Genomic DNA, 15444 nt, shown 5'->3' on the forward strand with positions numbered 1-15444 from the left:
TGAAAAACGTTACACAATGAGCTTGCAAGGTGTCTAGAGAATCCGGGGCGATTCAGGTTGACCGGCGAGAAAATCTCATCGATGACCGAGGAAAACGGAGCTGTCGCGACGATCTCTCTCAGGTATTTGAGCGACTGCAACATGCGGCGACGGTCCGAAGGATCGCTAAGCCAGCGAAGATCAACTTCAGGATGGTCGGCAGGGTTTGCCGAACGCAGCTTCACCGTGCCCCGCGAAAGCGGCTTGACTAGGTTCGCCATCAGAGTCACGGCGTCGGTTGGGCCACGCTTCACCGTTGGCCACATAGCGCCGATGCAATAAATCTGGATATCTGGATCGGCCTCGGGATCGTCGAGGTTAACGAATGCCATAGTTTCCGAGCCTGTGGAACCGATAGGTCCACTGTTTTTGAACGCAAAATACTGAATCGCGTTTTTAAGCGCTTTCAAGCCAGTATCTTCACCAAAGTAACCAATGGGACGTTTCGTGGTGGCCGAGAGAATCGCGACATGGTGGTCTTGCAGGTTCTGACCGACTCCAGGCGAATCGACCAGAGTCTTGATGCCGTGCTCCTCCAGATGTTTGCAAGGACCAATGCCCGACAACATGAGCAGTTGTGGTGAAACAAAGGCGCCTGCTGTCAGGATGACCTCACCAGTGGTTGAGGCCTGATGAGTAATGTCGTCAACCACATATTCCACACCCACCGCGCGAGTGCCCTCAAACAGAATTCGATTCACGCGCGCCGAGGTCACCAAGGTCAAGCGAGGATCGTTAAGGATCGGGCTTAAGAAGGCGTCCGCGGAACTGCAACGTCTCCCGCGATAAACCGTAGATTGCGTAAGACCAACACCATGGAGATTGCCGGAGTTGAAATCATCGGTATATGGAATGTTGAGATTTTGCATAGTACGCAGGAACAAGCTGTCAGCTTCGATGAGGTACGGAGCATCCGACACCTTCAATGGCCCCTCACTACCGTGCGCCTCATTCTGCAATCGCTGATTGCCTTCCTGACGGCGGAAATAGGGAATCAGATCATCCCATCCCCATCCGGCGCCACCTGTCGCTTTATCCCATAAATCATAATCAAGTCGGGAGCCTCGCGCATAAAGCATGACGTTGACCGAACTTCCTCCGCCGACAACGTTGCCTTGGGCGACATCAATGGCACGGCCGCCGAGTGACGGCTGGGGCATAGACCTTATGCGCTTAACAAAAGGTGTTTTACCGTAGATCATCTTCAAAGTGCCAGCGGGCATCTTAATGATCTGATTGTTGTTGCTAGGGCCCGCCTCCAATAAAAGAACGCGTGCGCCGTGTTCGAGAACCAACCTATTCACTGTAACACAACCGGAACTTCCGGCTCCAACAACGATAAAATCGAAACTATCTTTCATTATTCTTATCCTGATGATTAGTCGAGCACAACGCATCGCCGGTTAGGCAACATGATGATGGTGCGACGCAAGGCGCTATCACTTAATTAACAACAATAGTGCTAATATCTTTATTTGGTAGCAATAACTTGCACGCTGCAATAAGACTTCAACCCTTCAATGCCAAACTCAACGCCGAAACCTGATTCCTTATGACCACCGAACGGTAGATCACCAGCCAAACTAGCGTGCTGATTAATCCAGACCGTACCGGACTTCAACTGGCTAGCAACTTCTACTAATTGTTTAGTGTCAGTACCCCAGACTGATGAACCGAGTCCATAACTGGTGTCATTGGCACGACGAATTACGTCGTCTAAATCCGTGTATTTCATGACGGAGCGGATAGGACCGAACACTTCTTTTTTCACAAAGGAAGCATCGTCCGCGGGATTATCGAGCATCGTCACAGGAAAGAAATATCCCTGATCAGGTGCCTCACCTTGATACAGAACTTTCGTTCCGCTGCTCTCTATTTCTGCCCAGGTCGCCTGGATCTGTTGAAATTGCATCTTGTTTTGCACAGGTCCCAGCGCCGAATCTGGCGCATAGCCATCGCCAGTCTTAATTTGAGTGGCGTAGGAAATGAGCGCCTGAGTCACTGCCGGGTAAATCGACTCATGAATATAAAGACGCTTAAGACTGATGCATGCGTGTCCATTGAGCATAAACATGCTCCAGAACAGTGACTCGGCTATCTTTTCTGGATCAGCATCTGGAAGCACAATAGCAGGATCGTTACCGCCCAACTCCAGAGTCAAGCGCTTGAGAGTTGTCGCCACTGAGTTCATTACCCGCTTGCCAGTCTGAGTCGAACCGGTGAAGGTTACCTTGTCGAACCCTGGGTGCGCCGTCATCAGCGGACCAAGAGTATCGCCACCGGTGATGATGTTCAGCACGCCTGGTGGTAGCAGATCAATTCCGTAATCCGCGATGCGTAGCACTGTCAAAGGTGCGTACGGTGAAGGTTTCAGAACGATGGTATTGCCGGTCACCAGCGCTGCCAAAACTTTCAGAAAGGATAAAAGTACTGGTGCGTTCCATGGACTAATGGCGCAGACAACGCCTAGCGGAGTATATCGCTTGATCACATGGCCCATTGTTTTCGTATCGCTTTCTTCTGAAGGCAATTCCAGATTAATCAATGCCGGACCGTATTCATCTGTGAGCGTTTGCAGTTCCCAAGTGGATGTCGATAGCGGACGGCCATGCTCTGCCGTTAGCAGCGCTATCAGGTCCGGTTCGTGCTCCTTGATCCGAGCAATAAAGGAGCTCAGGAGCCCTCGCCGCTCGGCGTATGGAGTTGCTGCCCATGCAGGAAAAGCGCCGCGAGCAGCGGCAACCGCTTGATCCAATCCTTCCTGGCCCACGTCAGGGACCGAGGCGATAGCCTCCCCCGTGGCCGGATTCACAACATCCAGGGTGCCGCCGAGAGAAACCCGTTTGCCCCCTATGAAGTTGAAGAAACCAGCCTCCAGATTAGCCCTCTTTAACAACGACGCGCGAGTGGATTGTTCTTTTTGAAACTCAGCAGACATTTCGCTCATGGTTAATCTCTCGATGTGGTTTTCAGGCGTTGCAGCAGGTGCAGAACGCTCATGCTCGAAACGCAGTTCTAAAATCTATCGAGTAAATTGGCGCTTTAGTAATCAAAAAATCATGAGCGTCTATTACAAGATGGAATATCTTAAATCTAACCGTACTTGTATATCCGTTTAAAAATAATATAACCTTCATGACAGTTGACATTTTGAACTCATGTGCTGCATCCTGCTATAGCAGCTGGTACCTAGCGCCGGACTTAATAACTTCCTTAGAGTTTCCGAGAAAAAATCAGAGTTATCAATACTGCATCAATTAACACGACTGTGTTTTGCGAGAGATACCATGACGCACTCATCCGTTACACCCTCTGAATTTCGCCGTCTCTTACTTTCTGACGAACATCTCTTTTTGTGTACCGATGATCGTACCGAAGCAAATCGAGTGATATCCACACTATTTGGCCCATTCCGGAGCTATGCACCGTCCGGACTGAGGGATGCTGGGCCCGTTCTTGTCCATACGGTCAATTGGGGCACACTTAATATTTCCACAGTCAACTACGGCAGTGACGTGAATATTGAACCTGATGATCTGGGGGGATGGCTAATCGTTACGACGGTGATCGCGGGGCGCATTCGAGTTGTGACAGCCGGCAACAGTTACGATGTCGTCGCTGGTGCTACATTACTTACCGTCGATGAGGATCATTCCCGCTTCGAGTACGCGGCGGGCTCGACCGCATTCAAATTGCGGATTCCACGTAGACGTGTGGAGTCGTTGTGCTGGCGGATGATAGGTAGGCAGGGAAGAAGGCCATTGAAATTCGCCGTGGTCATGGATGGACTTCAAGTCAGTTGGCGCTGGTTGTCCTTGCTGGAATTTGTGGTAAGCACGCTTGAAAGAGGTGGTGATCGTCTCTTCCGTGAGCAGTTCGCACCCGCGACTGAGGAGCTGTTGATGATGACGCTGTTGTCGTGTCAGCCTCACAATTACCCGCCAGCGTTGGCGGAGCAGGCTACGACCATCGCTCCGAGCCAATGGCATCGCGCGGTGGCGTACATGGAGCATCATATTAGTGATGCTCTGACCCTTGCCGATATTGCCAATTCAGCCAGCTGCAGTATTCGTTCCCTAACCCGTACCTTCAAGGAGTTCAAGGGTACCACTGCGATGCGTTATCTAGTTGAACTGAGGCTTGATCGTGTGCATACGCAATTGTTGCCCGGCAACGATTCCGCGACAACGATCGAGTCCATCGCATCGCAGTGGGGATTTACCCACTTGGGAACCTTCTACCAGCAATACAAATCCCGCTTCGGCGAGTCGCCCTCCCAGACTCGCCGAACTCGGTTATCACGGGTCGATGTTCCAACCTCACGAGCTTAGTCAATCCCCTATGCCGAACAGCAGTCTTGGCTGCTTCAACTTTATAGCGAACTCCCGACCAGAAGCATTTTGAACAACGCCCTAGCTGGCCTTCTCCGCAGGTAAGCCCACTCACGCAATCGATTTATGCTTAGTACAAAGTCTGTAACCCTAGCGCTGTACGAAGTTAGCCAGATTCCGTATTCGCTATAAGCCACGACGGTTCGCTACCTTGCTTTACGTTCGCCAAGATGCGACCGCAACTCGCACAGGCAGCGAAAGCGCTAAATAAAAATAATAAGGCTAATTCAATGAACATCCCGAGCATTCGTTTGGCAATAGGATTTGCTGCTTGCATGGCAGGAAATCTGGCAGTCGCAACTGAAAATGGTGCCGATACTTTTGCCCTTGGTGCCGAGGGCTTCACCACAGGCAATCTTCCTCCTCCTGGCGTTTACCTGCTGGCATACTATCAGAATTATCACGCGTCTCGCTTTAATGACAAACATGGTAAATCCCTGATTCCTGGTTTTGGAATAAATCTGGATGCGATTATTCCGCGCCTAATCTGGATGACTGAAACAAAGATCATGGGAGGACAATTAGGCTTTAGTGCAGCTCAACCGATACTGGATCTACGTGTCAGCCAGGGCGGAATGACCGATCAACGCCAAGCGATGGCAGACCTAGTCCTGGCAGTATTCCTCTCTTGGCACAATGGGTATCACCATTGGGTGACAGCCATGGAGGCGGCAGTTCCAACTGGCACCTACGACAAAAACCAGATGGCGAATGCCGGCAAAAACTACTACACCTTGCGACCGCTCATTCTATATAGCTACCACCAACCTAACGGATGGGACCTTTCCACTGAAGTGACCTACGGCTTCAACTCAACCAATCACGCCACTAACTACCACTCTGGCCAGTATTTCGCTGCAAACTATGCTGCGGGCTATGAGATCAGCCCACACTGGACGATTGGCCTTCAGGGGGATGCCTTCAAGCAACTAACATCCGATCGAGTAGACGGCTCCGATATAGGATTTCGAGGGCAGGAAGTCGCATACGGACCAGGTTTACATTACCAAGGGCAAGGCTGGTCTTTAGAGGCGAAATATCTAAAATAAGCCTTAGTAGAAAACAGACCAGAAGGGACGACGACCTTGGTCAAACTTGTCTGGTCGTTCTAGGCCAATAAAGCTTCGTAGGCCTGCTCTCCAGATGAATGAGACCGGTTCAATGGCTACTTATGGTTGCTTTTATATAAGCTTCATCGTGTATATAAACCGTAATGGCAGGCCTGCGAAAGAACTATGAATTAATGAAAGCAGGACTTGCCTGTGAATACTGTCTAAATATCAAAGCGATTTGAAAGTGCGAACAACCTAGTTGACTCGACACCAACAAACTTGGCTGATCGACAAGATACTCAAACATCAGTCCACACGGAACTACGTCTCTGATGTTGCTTTTCAAACAAGAACCCTAGCAGTGCGGAAGTCCTGGGACCAGACACAATAGGAGACATAAAAATTATCAAGTAGGCAGAACCGTCGGAAAGCAAAATCGTTTCACAAGCTCCTCCGACGTACAGACATCGGCGGTTGATTGTTTGAGTATTATCAGCGAAGTCTGTTGTACTTGCGAGGCAGACAATGCACCCCAGCCGGCATCCGGATGATCACGAGTAGCGCAGCAATCGGCAATAACGAAAGTACGGTAGTCACGAAACAGCGCATCCCTCGCTGTGGCATGAACACAGTTCTCGGTAGTGACACCCACAACCACCACGTTCTGGATCCACCGCTCTTTAAGAATCTGCTGCAGTTCAGTTTCAAAAAAAGCGCTGTAACGATGTTTTTTGATCAGTCGATCACCCTTCTTTGGTGCGCATTCTGGATAGATCTCGGCCCCAAGGCTGCCTTCAACCAACGCCTCTCCTCGGCCGCTTGGCGGATGGATTTCCCCATAACGTCCAATATCCGTACCGTCTTCCTTGTGTACATGGGCGGTGTAGATGATAGTGGCACCTCTGTCGCGCAAGGCGTCGACCAGTTTATTCAGTATCGGAATCAATGCTCGACCGGTAGACGTTTCCAACGGCGCACCGACGGCGATGAAGTCATTCTGCATGTCGATGACCAGAACCGCGGTCCTTATTGGATCGAAGATTTTGATGTCGTAGCCCATGTTGTCACCTCGTGTAATGCTCAAAACGGCTGCGTCAACAGCCGCCATGAACGTCTGACTTCCAGTCGAGCCTCAAAAAATGTTTAGCGGGTATTCCGTGATGATCCGAATTTCGTCGATCTCACCGCCTCTATCGGAACTGCGGTACGAAGCGTGGCGTAGCCGGAAACTCAAATTTTTTGCGGGGCCTTCTTGCACCACATACTTGGATTCGATATCTCGTTCCCAGGCATGGCCGTTATTGGTCGCCGCGGTATCGAATCCGGTGCCCTTTACGTATCGGGTCATAAAGGTCAAGCCCGGTATTCCGTAAGGCGCCAGATTCATGTCATAACGGACCTGCCAGGATTTTTCGTCTTGGTAGTTGAAGTCGGAATACTGGATCGAGTTGCCCACATACACCGTACTCAAACCATCGATACCATATTGGTAATCACCACGCCCGGACACACGCTGGTGACCAATCAAGAATCGATGCGCGCCCAAGGTGTAGGCGGCCGACAAACTCCATATCCGGTTATCCAATTCACCTGCCCGAGCTTCGCCACTGCTCTTGGTGTCGTAGATATTGAAGTCAAAATTCAAGGCCTGGGTCTTGGTGAGCGGGATAGCGTAGGTGGTGCTGCCATAGTATTTGCGCCAGTAATCTTCGACTTTTTGATAAAACAAACTGCCGGTCAAGCGATCGCTGAACTTGTAAAACCCGCCGACGTAGTCGAGGCTGGTGAGCCGGGCGCTGTCGGGCTTGCTGTCATTGCGATTGTTGAGGCCGGTGAAATGCCCCGCCGAAAACGTCAGATTTTTTATTTCGTTACTGGTCAGCGACAATCCAGTGGCTGACTCGGGCAACAGCCGCGCGTCGGAGGTAGAAAGGATCGGCAACGACATAAGCTGATTGCCGTACTTAAGCACACTGTTGGAGACCTGAACCTTTAGAGCGCCACCGAGTTTTGAGTAATTGTCTTTGGCGCCATCTTTGTCCTGTTCCAATAGGCCGGTACCACCGCCGGTGCGGCCATCGCCGGTGTCCAGTTTCATACCGAACTGGCCAAGCACGTCGACACCGAAGCCGACCGTCCCTTGCGTAAAACCTGACTGGAAAGTACCGATAAAACCTTGGGCCCATTCTTCACCGAAACTCTGTGGCGCACTGGATTGACGGAAGTTGCGATTCATGAACATGTTGCGGATGTTGATGGATGCTTTCGAACCTTCAACAAATCCGGTGGCATCCGACTGTTGGCTGGCCAGTACCGGCTGTATTGCTCCAGTTGTCACCATCAAAGCGACAGCATTTATTGTTTTTATGCGCATAGTAAGCTCCGTTAAAAGTCACTGATTGGCTTAAAGGGGCAAAATATTTTTATTATTGTGATACGCACAGCATAGTGCCGCTCGGTCACAGCTGTTCATTGTTGTTATATGCTGTTTAACACTTGCGACTTAGTCGGCGAATGAATTCAATACAGCAAGCGACGCTGATTATCCAGTCGCTCTGTACTTGGATTTGCAAAACACCAAAAAAGACACACTCTCTTTTTAGGCCATCCAAAAAACAAATGCCAATCAATATCCCCTCATCGTCCATTACCGTTAGTAATAGACAATCCGATAGGCGCCATCAAATTACGTGCCTGAAAACCAGACAAACGAAGGAGAATAGAATGAAAGGTGGTCCGATCAAGAGTGACGGAACAGGGGGATTACGCTCAGGGAAGAGGGTTATTCAAATATTCCCATGGCGGCCTCACGAAGACACTTAATAAAATTTTTACAGGCAGGGTTAACGTCTTTGTCAGCCCGTATCGAAAAACCGACTTGGCCAAAATTGGCGGTGCTGGTCATATCAAGGATGGCCAACAAGCCAGCTTTCAAGAATTGCAATGCAGCCGCACGGGGCATCAGCGCGATCATATCGGTTTCCAACAACAAGCCAATATTAGTCAGCGTCGAAAGAGAATGTACATGATGAGGCGGCAGGCCTAACCCGCCATCCCGGAAAAACTTAGCGACAGCATTGTAGGACGGGGACTCCTGCAACGGAAATATCCACTCCTCGCACATCAACTCGGCAACGTTCAGACCTTTTCGATCCGACAGTGCATGACCTTTTCCCACTACCGCGCAAAAGGATTCATCAAACAAGACCTCGTGCTTGAGCGCAAACGCATGCGCCAGCTCTTGCTCCGGAAGCCGACCGACCACAATGTCAAGGTCCCCAGTGGCCAAAGCGGGAAACATTTGTGCCGTTGTACCTTCACGGACCGTGATCGAAACACCTGGCGTAGCCTTGCGTAATTTCACTATGGCACGCGGTAAAAGCTTCGCCGACGCGGAGATAAGTGTACCGACAATAACGTGCCCGGCATCCCCTGTGCGGAAAGCGTTGACTTCTTCAGTCATGTAACGAGTTTCAGCAATCAATGACTTTACGCGACGACCTAACATGATGCCGAATTCGGTGGGCGTCACCCCTCGATTGGAGCGATCAAACAAAGGACCGCCAAAAAAAGACTCCAGATCGTAAATAGCTTTAGTGATCGCTGGCTGAGTAAGGCCCATGGTATTGGCAGCTCTTACAAATGAACCTGACTCCAGCACCAGCTCAAATATCATGAGCTGGTTGAATTTCAATTTTCGACTTAACGTGATTGCCGATATGGGTAAGATTTCCATAACGCTCCAGGTATAAAATCGACATTAGTGCCCATCGAATGCTAAAAACAGAGTATAACGCGATGGGCCATCCGATCCTCAGGAAAAGACTGATTTCCAGACTAAATACCTACAAATTTTCTTGCCAGTAAGCCCCGCTTACTTACCAGCGCTCTTGAACTTTCAGAACGGCGCGCTAGCAAATTCAGAGTGCTTATCGCGCCTTTTAAATAGAACGCTTTTATGTTTGCCGTCCTGATTTTCAGTAATAGGAAATGGTGTATCAGTACTGCTGACTACAGCGGAATGTTGAAAAACTGGCTGGCGTTGCCCGACAGAATCTTTTTCTTGGTTGACTCCTCAAAATCACTGGTCAAAATCAAGTCACCTATTTTTTGCTCCCCCAATGGGAATGGGTAATCGGACCCCAACATGACACGATCCTCGCCCATCACACTGACCAACAGCTCCAGTGCCGCCGGGTTAAATACCGCACTGTCGACAAAAAATCGGTCGGCGTATTCGGACGGCAGGCGCGGGCAGTCTTCGCGCACGATATCGCGATGTCGCCAAGCGTTATCAACGCGCCCTAGCAGAAATGCAAAACTGCCCCCGCCGTGCCCGAAGCAAATTTTCAGCGACTTTGGAATTCGCTCGAATGCACCGGACAATATCAGCGATAAAATCGCAAGCTGTGTTTCCGCCGGCATGGCAACCAACCACGGCAACATCCACTTCTTCATCCGCTGTCCACCCATCATGTCCCACGGATGAACCAGAATTGGGATGTTCTCGTTGGCACAGTGGGTCAAAAAGGATTCGAGTGTCGCATCGTCGAGATCCTTGTCTCCCAAATGGTTGCCAATCTGTACACCAAGATGCCCCGATGCCACAGCACGCGATGCTTCTCTACACGCCAAATCCAGATCTTGCAAGGGTACCTGAGCCAGAACTTTGAGACGCTGGGGGTTGTGACCGGCAAACTCTAAGGCCAAATCATTCATTCGCGCAGCCCATTGCGCCGTTTTTTTGGCCTCCCATGTGTAGCCGAACATCACAGGCGTGGCGCAAGTCACCTGGACATCCACGCCCTGCGCGTCCATTTCTTCAATCCGGACAGCGGGATCCCATAGAGCCTGGTAAACCGGACGGAAATTATTCTTGCCCATCATAATTGAACCGGTATCACCTTTAGCGCTTACTTGTAGCCAAGGTGCCTGTGCCGAATCGAACTCCGCAGCTTCTTGTTCCGAAATCCGTGGAAAAAAGTGCGAATGCATATCGATATGTGGACTTTTCAAGATTTTTCTCCACGCGCCATTGCATCAATCGCCGCCTTACCCGGGTGAACCTGGCCGCATTGCGGGCACTTGCGTAAGTTCTCATTGGCATAAAACACATCGAACAACGGGGGCAAATCGGTGACGATATTTTTAAGTTGTACTTCAACACGATGGACAAGCCCGTTACAGTTCAAGCAGTACCATTCAAAACCATCGATCGTGCCTTGTGGCCGTTGGCGTTCAATGACCAAACAGCGACTTTCCGGATCAGGCCGTTGCGGTGAGTGACGCAAATGTGGGGGCAAAAGAAAGATCGCACCCTCTTCCAGTTCAAGACGCTCCAACTGCCCCCGGTCCATGATGTTCAAGTAAGCGTTGCCCTTAAACTGATAGAAGAACTCTTCCATCGGGTCATCATGAAAATCGGTACGAAAATTAGGCCCTCCCACTACCGTTACCAAAAAATCGGCATCCTTCCACACTTGCTGGTTGCCAACTGGCGGTTTAAGCAAGTCTTTGTGATCGTCAAGCCAGCGCTGAAAATTCAATGGTTTACCGTATGTAAACATCGTCAAACTCCCTTCTGTGACAACGGTTTATAGGCGACAGCTTTAATTTCGATAACCAAGTGTGGGTGCGGCAACTGGTGCACGGCGACGGTGGTTCGCGCCGGGCCTTCATAACCGAAATACGTGCCGTAAACTTGATTGTAACCGGCGAAGTCGTTCATGTTGACCAAGTACGTCGATATTTCGACCACGTCGTCTAACGTCGCGTCAACACTGCCAAGAATGTCTCGAATATTCTCGATGACCGCAGTGGTTTGCGCCACGATATCGAGATGCGTGGTCCCCATTTCATCCACTTCGACACCGACTAACGTATTGTCCGGGCGACGGGAACTTGTGCCTGAAACAAAAAGAAAATCGCCAGCACGCTTTACGTGGGGAAACTTTCCACGGGGCAGGGCTTTTCCTTCAACCAATTTCGCTTCAGTACTCATGCTCGCGCTCCCGTATAAAACTCGACACGTCCCAGAGAAGTAACTTCTGCGCTGACATGGGTGCCGGCGGTCAACGCCTGAGCGGCGGTGGCAGCGCCCGCCATAATCAAGGACCCCGCTGGGAGTACCATTTCTGCGCGTGCAGCCAAACGCGAGGCCTGCACGACACTGCGCAGCGGATCACCCAGGATGGCGCCGGTGCTGCCTATCTGCATGGGCCTGCCGTTGAAACGCATCGCCACTCCCAAGTTGGCCAAATCGGTGAGATTGCGCGACATGGCACCGATCACCAGGCCGGCGGAGGAGCAGTTATCAGCGACTACGTCTTCCAGCGTGAATTTAAAATTGCGGTAACGGGAATCGATAATTTCAATCGCTGGGGCAACACCTTCGAGGTAGGACGAGGCTTCCAGTAACGTCAGAGGTCGGTCGATGTCACGCTTGGTCAAAAAGCAGACTTCGGGTTCAGCACGCGGATGGATGAAGTCAGACAGGTCAATCACTGCTCCTTCTTCATACAACATCGCGTCGGTGAGAAGACCCCAAATCAGGCTGTCGACGCCCATCTGAATCATCTTCGCGCGGCTGGTGAAGCCCAGTTTGATGCCGACCGGCAATTCGCCGCGAGCATGACGCAAAGCAATCGACGTCCGCTGAATCTCATATGCTTCATTCAGATTGAACCCATGGACCGGGGTCAGCGGATCAATTTCTTCACGGTATCTGGCTGCGTTATCAAGCGCCGTTGAAATGGCATAAATGTCCAGGTTGCTCATCACTTACCCCCTCCTTTGCTCAGTAAATCCAGGGCGACATCAACGATCATGTCTTCCTGCCCCCCCACCATGCGCCGATTGCCCAGCTCGACCAGGATGTCGACGGCCGAAACGCCATAACGCGCCGAAGCTGCTTCTGCATGACGCAAAAAGCTTGAGTAGACACCGGCGTAACCCAGCGCGAGAGTTTCACGGTCTACCCGTACCGGGCGGTCCTGCAGGGGACGTACCAGATCGTCAGCGGCGTCCATCAAGGTGAACAGGTCAGTGCCATGGTTCCAGCCCAACTTGTCGATGGCGGCGATGAAGACTTCCAGCGGGGCGTTACCTGCCCCGGCACCCATACCGGCCAGCGAGGCGTCGACCCGGTCACAACCGTTTTCCACGGCGACAATCGAGTTTGCGACCCCCAACGACAGATTGTGGTGCGCATGCATGCCGGTTTGGGTCGAGGGGTCAAGGACGTCTTTGAAGGCTTTGAAGCGCTCGGCAATACCCTGCATCGACAAGGCGCCGCCCGAGTCCACGACGTACACACATTCAGCGCCGTAACCTTCCATGAGCTTGGCTTGCTCCGCGAGCTTCTGCGGAGTCGCCATGTGCGACATCATCAGAAAACCAACCGTGTCCATGCCCAATTTGCGAGCATGCTCAATGTGCTGGCGAGAGATATCGGCTTCCGTGCAATGGGTCGCAACCCTGACGGTGCGCACGCCTGCCTTGAACGCAGCATCAAGGTCATGAAGAGTGCCAATGCCTGGCAGCAGCAAGGTCGCGAGCTTGGCGTACTTGAGCACCGAGGCGGTCGCTTCAATCCACTCCAGATCGCTGTGGGCACCAAAGCCATAATTGAAGCTTGAACCGGCGAGCCCGTCGCCGTGAGCCACTTCGATGCTATCGACCTTCGCCACGTCGAGTGCTTTGGCAATGGACATGACGTGATCAAGCGAATACTGGTGACGAATTGCATGCATGCCGTCACGCAGGGTGACGTCCTGGATAAAGATTTTCTTGGCGCTATTCATAGTCATACCCCTACCCGGCCGCGATCATGTTGGCGGCAATCTGCTCAGCAGCGGCGAGCGCGGCAGACGTCATGATGTCGAGATTGCCTGCGTACGCGGGTAGGTAATGCGCCGCGCCTTCAATTTCCAGAAACACCGACACCTTGATGCCGGAGACCAGGCCAACGCCCGGAATATTGATGGGCTTGTCAGCGGGAATCGTGTCGAATTGCACGTCCTGTTTCATGCGGTAGCCCGGCACGTAAGCCGCTACGTCTTTAACCATCTGTTCGATGGATTCGCGGATCGCATTAGTGTCGGCATCGCCTTCGGCCAGGCACAGAACGGTGTCGCGCATCATCAACGGTGGTTCGGCCGGGTTTAGCACAATGATCGCTTTACCGTGTTCGGCACCGCCCACACTGACGATCGCATGGGAGGTGGTTTCGGTGAACTCATCGATATTGGCGCGGGTACCAGGGCCTGCAGATTTACTGGCAATCGAGGCCACGATTTCGGCGTAACGAACCCGAGTGACCCGCGATATGGCGCGCACCACAGGAATCGTTGCCTGACCACCGCAAGTCACCATGTTGATGTTGGTGCTCGCCAGGTGATCCCTCAGATTGACCACAGGCACCACGTAAGGACCGATAGCGGCAGGTGTTAGATCAATGACCTTGATCCCGTGCTGCTGCAGTATTTCGTTGTGCTTGGCGTGTGCACCGGCCGAGGTCGCGTCGAACACGATACGAATCTGCTCGAATCCTGTCAGGTTAACCAAACCGTTGATGCCTTCGTGAGTGGTGGCAACACCCATCCGTGCAGCGCGAGCCAAGCCATCGGAAGCTGCATCGATGCCCACCATTGCGCCCATCGCCAAGTGTTTTGAATTACGCAAGACCTTGATCATCAAATCGGTGCCGATGTTTCCGGAGCCGATAATGGCAACTTGTAGCCGAGTGTTCTGGTCCATGTCTGTTACTCCTCCGCAGGGGCGAAGGAGGCGCGAACGCGACCCAGGCCTTGGATATTGGCTTCAAAAATATCGCCAGAAGCCGCAGCAACCATAGGCCCGAGGGCCCCGGTCATGATGATGTCGCCTGGTTGCAGCGGTTGCCCAAGACGCGCCATGGTGTCGGCCAGCCAAACGGCAGCCAGCAGCGGATTGCCCATGCAGGCCGCACCCATTCCAACGCTGACCTGATCGCCACGGCGTTCCATGACCATGCCGCAGGCGACGATGTCGAATGCATCCAGCTTGACCGGACGCGAGCCCAGCACAAACAGTCCGCTGGACGCGTTATCGGCAATGGTATCGGTGAGTTTGATGTCCCAGTTCGCGACACGGCTGCCGACGATCTCTATGGCCGGAAGAGCAAATGCAGTAGCGCGGATAATGTCAGCGATCGTGTGTTTGCCCTGGTCCAGAGGACGCTCGATGACCAGCGCAATTTCCGCCTCGACCTTAGCTTGCAGCACCCGGCGGTTAGCGATTTCTTCGCCATCAGCCAGACACATGTCAGCGAACAACATGCCGAAATCCGGCTGGTCGACACCGAGCTGCTGCTGGACGACCTTGGAAGTGAGGCCGATTTTGCGACCGACCAGACGCCGACCCTCTTTGAGCCGACGCTCGGTGTTGATCTGCTGCACGGCATACGCCAGCTCAACGTCGTCAATCCCGATCAAGTCGCGGACAGGCTCGCAAGGTATTCCGTCCAGCTCCGCCTGCCATAACCTCGACGCGGCGAGTTCAATATTATTTTTCATGGCTTCTTGATCACTGTGATGATTTAACGAAGGAAAATTCAATTTCGACACTGGCACCCAAAGGCAGCGCACTGACGCCGACACTGGTCCTTGCCGGCGGTATCAAACCGCCGGAAAACAAGGTTTCCCAGGCCGCGTTGATCTCGGCGAATGCGTCAAAACGGGTGGTGTAGATTCGAGCGATAAGTAGATCGCCCAAGGTCAATCCATAATCAGGCAACGCACTTTGCAGATTCGCGAGGATGCGGCTGGTTTGCGCGCCGGGACCACCCTCGACCAATTGACCGGAGGCAGGATCCAACGCAATCATTCCGGAGACCTGATAGGTGCTACCGATCGCCACACAGGGCGAATAGTGAAAACGAGGTGCAGCAATGGCGCTCGATTGCAGGGTTCGACGCATGTCCA

15 protein-coding genes are annotated in these 15444 nt (G+C 52.2%); 2 read left to right on the plus strand and 13 right to left on the minus strand.

All coding sequences use genetic code 11. The features are described 5' to 3' along the window. Positions 1–1400: GMC family oxidoreductase (locus tag ACW9IN_RS20515; RefSeq protein ID WP_457367590.1), on the minus strand; the 1400-nt coding region annotated here is incomplete at its 3' end. 110 nt (positions 1401–1510) lie between these two features. Further along, positions 1511–2986: an aldehyde dehydrogenase family protein gene (locus ACW9IN_RS20520; protein WP_080642367.1), complete on the minus strand. Its 1476-nt coding sequence runs from the start codon at positions 2984–2986 to the stop codon at positions 1511–1513. A 340-nt stretch (positions 2987–3326) separates the two neighbouring features. On the opposite strand from ACW9IN_RS20520, the gene ACW9IN_RS20525 reads away from it, so the two are divergent. Both ACW9IN_RS20525 and ACW9IN_RS20530 read left to right on the plus strand, forming a co-directional pair. Next, entirely contained in the window at positions 3327–4370 is a 1044-nt protein-coding gene (locus ACW9IN_RS20525) for an AraC family transcriptional regulator (protein WP_080589276.1), read from the plus strand. Between the two features lie 230 nt (positions 4371–4600). Continuing rightward, positions 4601–5479, plus strand: coding sequence for a SphA family protein (locus ACW9IN_RS20530; protein ID WP_235165409.1), 879 nt, complete (start codon positions 4601–4603; stop codon positions 5477–5479). A gap of 409 nt (positions 5480–5888) precedes the next feature. Here ACW9IN_RS20530 and ACW9IN_RS20535 read toward each other — a convergent pair whose 3' ends face one another. The 11 genes from ACW9IN_RS20535 to ACW9IN_RS20585 all read right to left on the minus strand — a co-directional run bounded on the left by ACW9IN_RS20535 (position 5889) and on the right by ACW9IN_RS20585 (position 15439). Beyond that, a complete protein-coding gene (locus ACW9IN_RS20535) occupies positions 5889–6542 on the minus strand; it encodes a cysteine hydrolase family protein (RefSeq protein ID WP_025999931.1) in 654 nt (217 codons plus the stop codon). Between the two features lie 72 nt (positions 6543–6614). Then, positions 6615–7856, minus strand: a complete 1242-nt coding sequence (locus ACW9IN_RS20540; RefSeq protein ID WP_025999932.1) for an OprD family porin — start codon at positions 7854–7856, stop codon at positions 6615–6617. 408 nt (positions 7857–8264) lie between these two features. Beyond that, the gene (locus ACW9IN_RS20545; protein ID WP_016978837.1) at positions 8265–9218 is read right to left on the minus strand and encodes a LysR family transcriptional regulator; all 954 of its coding nucleotides are present in this window, start codon (positions 9216–9218) and stop codon (positions 8265–8267) included. Between the two features lie 275 nt (positions 9219–9493). Further along, positions 9494–10498: an amidohydrolase family protein gene (locus ACW9IN_RS20550; protein WP_235165410.1), complete on the minus strand. Its 1005-nt coding sequence runs from the start codon at positions 10496–10498 to the stop codon at positions 9494–9496. Beyond that, positions 10495–11049 (minus strand): 3-hydroxyanthranilate 3,4-dioxygenase, encoded by a 555-nt coding sequence (locus ACW9IN_RS20555; RefSeq protein ID WP_016978839.1) that lies wholly within the window; start codon positions 11047–11049, stop codon positions 10495–10497. Before ACW9IN_RS20555 ends, ACW9IN_RS20550 begins: the two co-directional genes overlap by 4 nt. Positions 11050–11051: 2 nt before the next feature. Then, positions 11052–11483 carry a RidA family protein gene (locus ACW9IN_RS20560; RefSeq protein WP_016978840.1) on the minus strand — a complete coding sequence of 144 codons (432 nt, stop codon included), beginning with the start codon at positions 11481–11483 and terminating at the stop codon, positions 11052–11054. Then, positions 11480–12259 (minus strand): 2-keto-4-pentenoate hydratase, encoded by a 780-nt coding sequence (locus tag ACW9IN_RS20565; protein ID WP_016978841.1) that lies wholly within the window; start codon positions 12257–12259, stop codon positions 11480–11482. The genes ACW9IN_RS20560 and ACW9IN_RS20565 overlap by 4 nt, the downstream gene beginning before the upstream one ends. Then, positions 12259–13290, minus strand: coding sequence for a 4-hydroxy-2-oxovalerate aldolase (dmpG, locus tag ACW9IN_RS20570; protein WP_200864481.1), 1032 nt, complete (start codon positions 13288–13290; stop codon positions 12259–12261). The genes ACW9IN_RS20565 and dmpG overlap by 1 nt, the downstream gene beginning before the upstream one ends. Before the next feature lie 4 nt (positions 13291–13294). After that, entirely contained in the window at positions 13295–14239 is a 945-nt protein-coding gene (locus ACW9IN_RS20575) for an acetaldehyde dehydrogenase (acetylating) (protein WP_016978843.1), read from the minus strand. 5 nt (positions 14240–14244) lie between these two features. Next, on the minus strand, positions 14245–15036 hold the full coding sequence (locus ACW9IN_RS20580; protein ID WP_025999934.1) for a 2-keto-4-pentenoate hydratase: 792 nt from the start codon (positions 15034–15036) through the stop codon (positions 14245–14247). Positions 15037–15046: 10 nt separating this feature from the next. Beyond that, entirely contained in the window at positions 15047–15439 is a 393-nt protein-coding gene (locus ACW9IN_RS20585) for a RidA family protein (protein ID WP_200864483.1), read from the minus strand. Between the last annotated feature and the right edge of the window lie 5 nt (positions 15440–15444).

The sequence above is a fragment of the Pseudomonas sp. SDO5271_S396 genome (genome assembly GCF_054071795.1).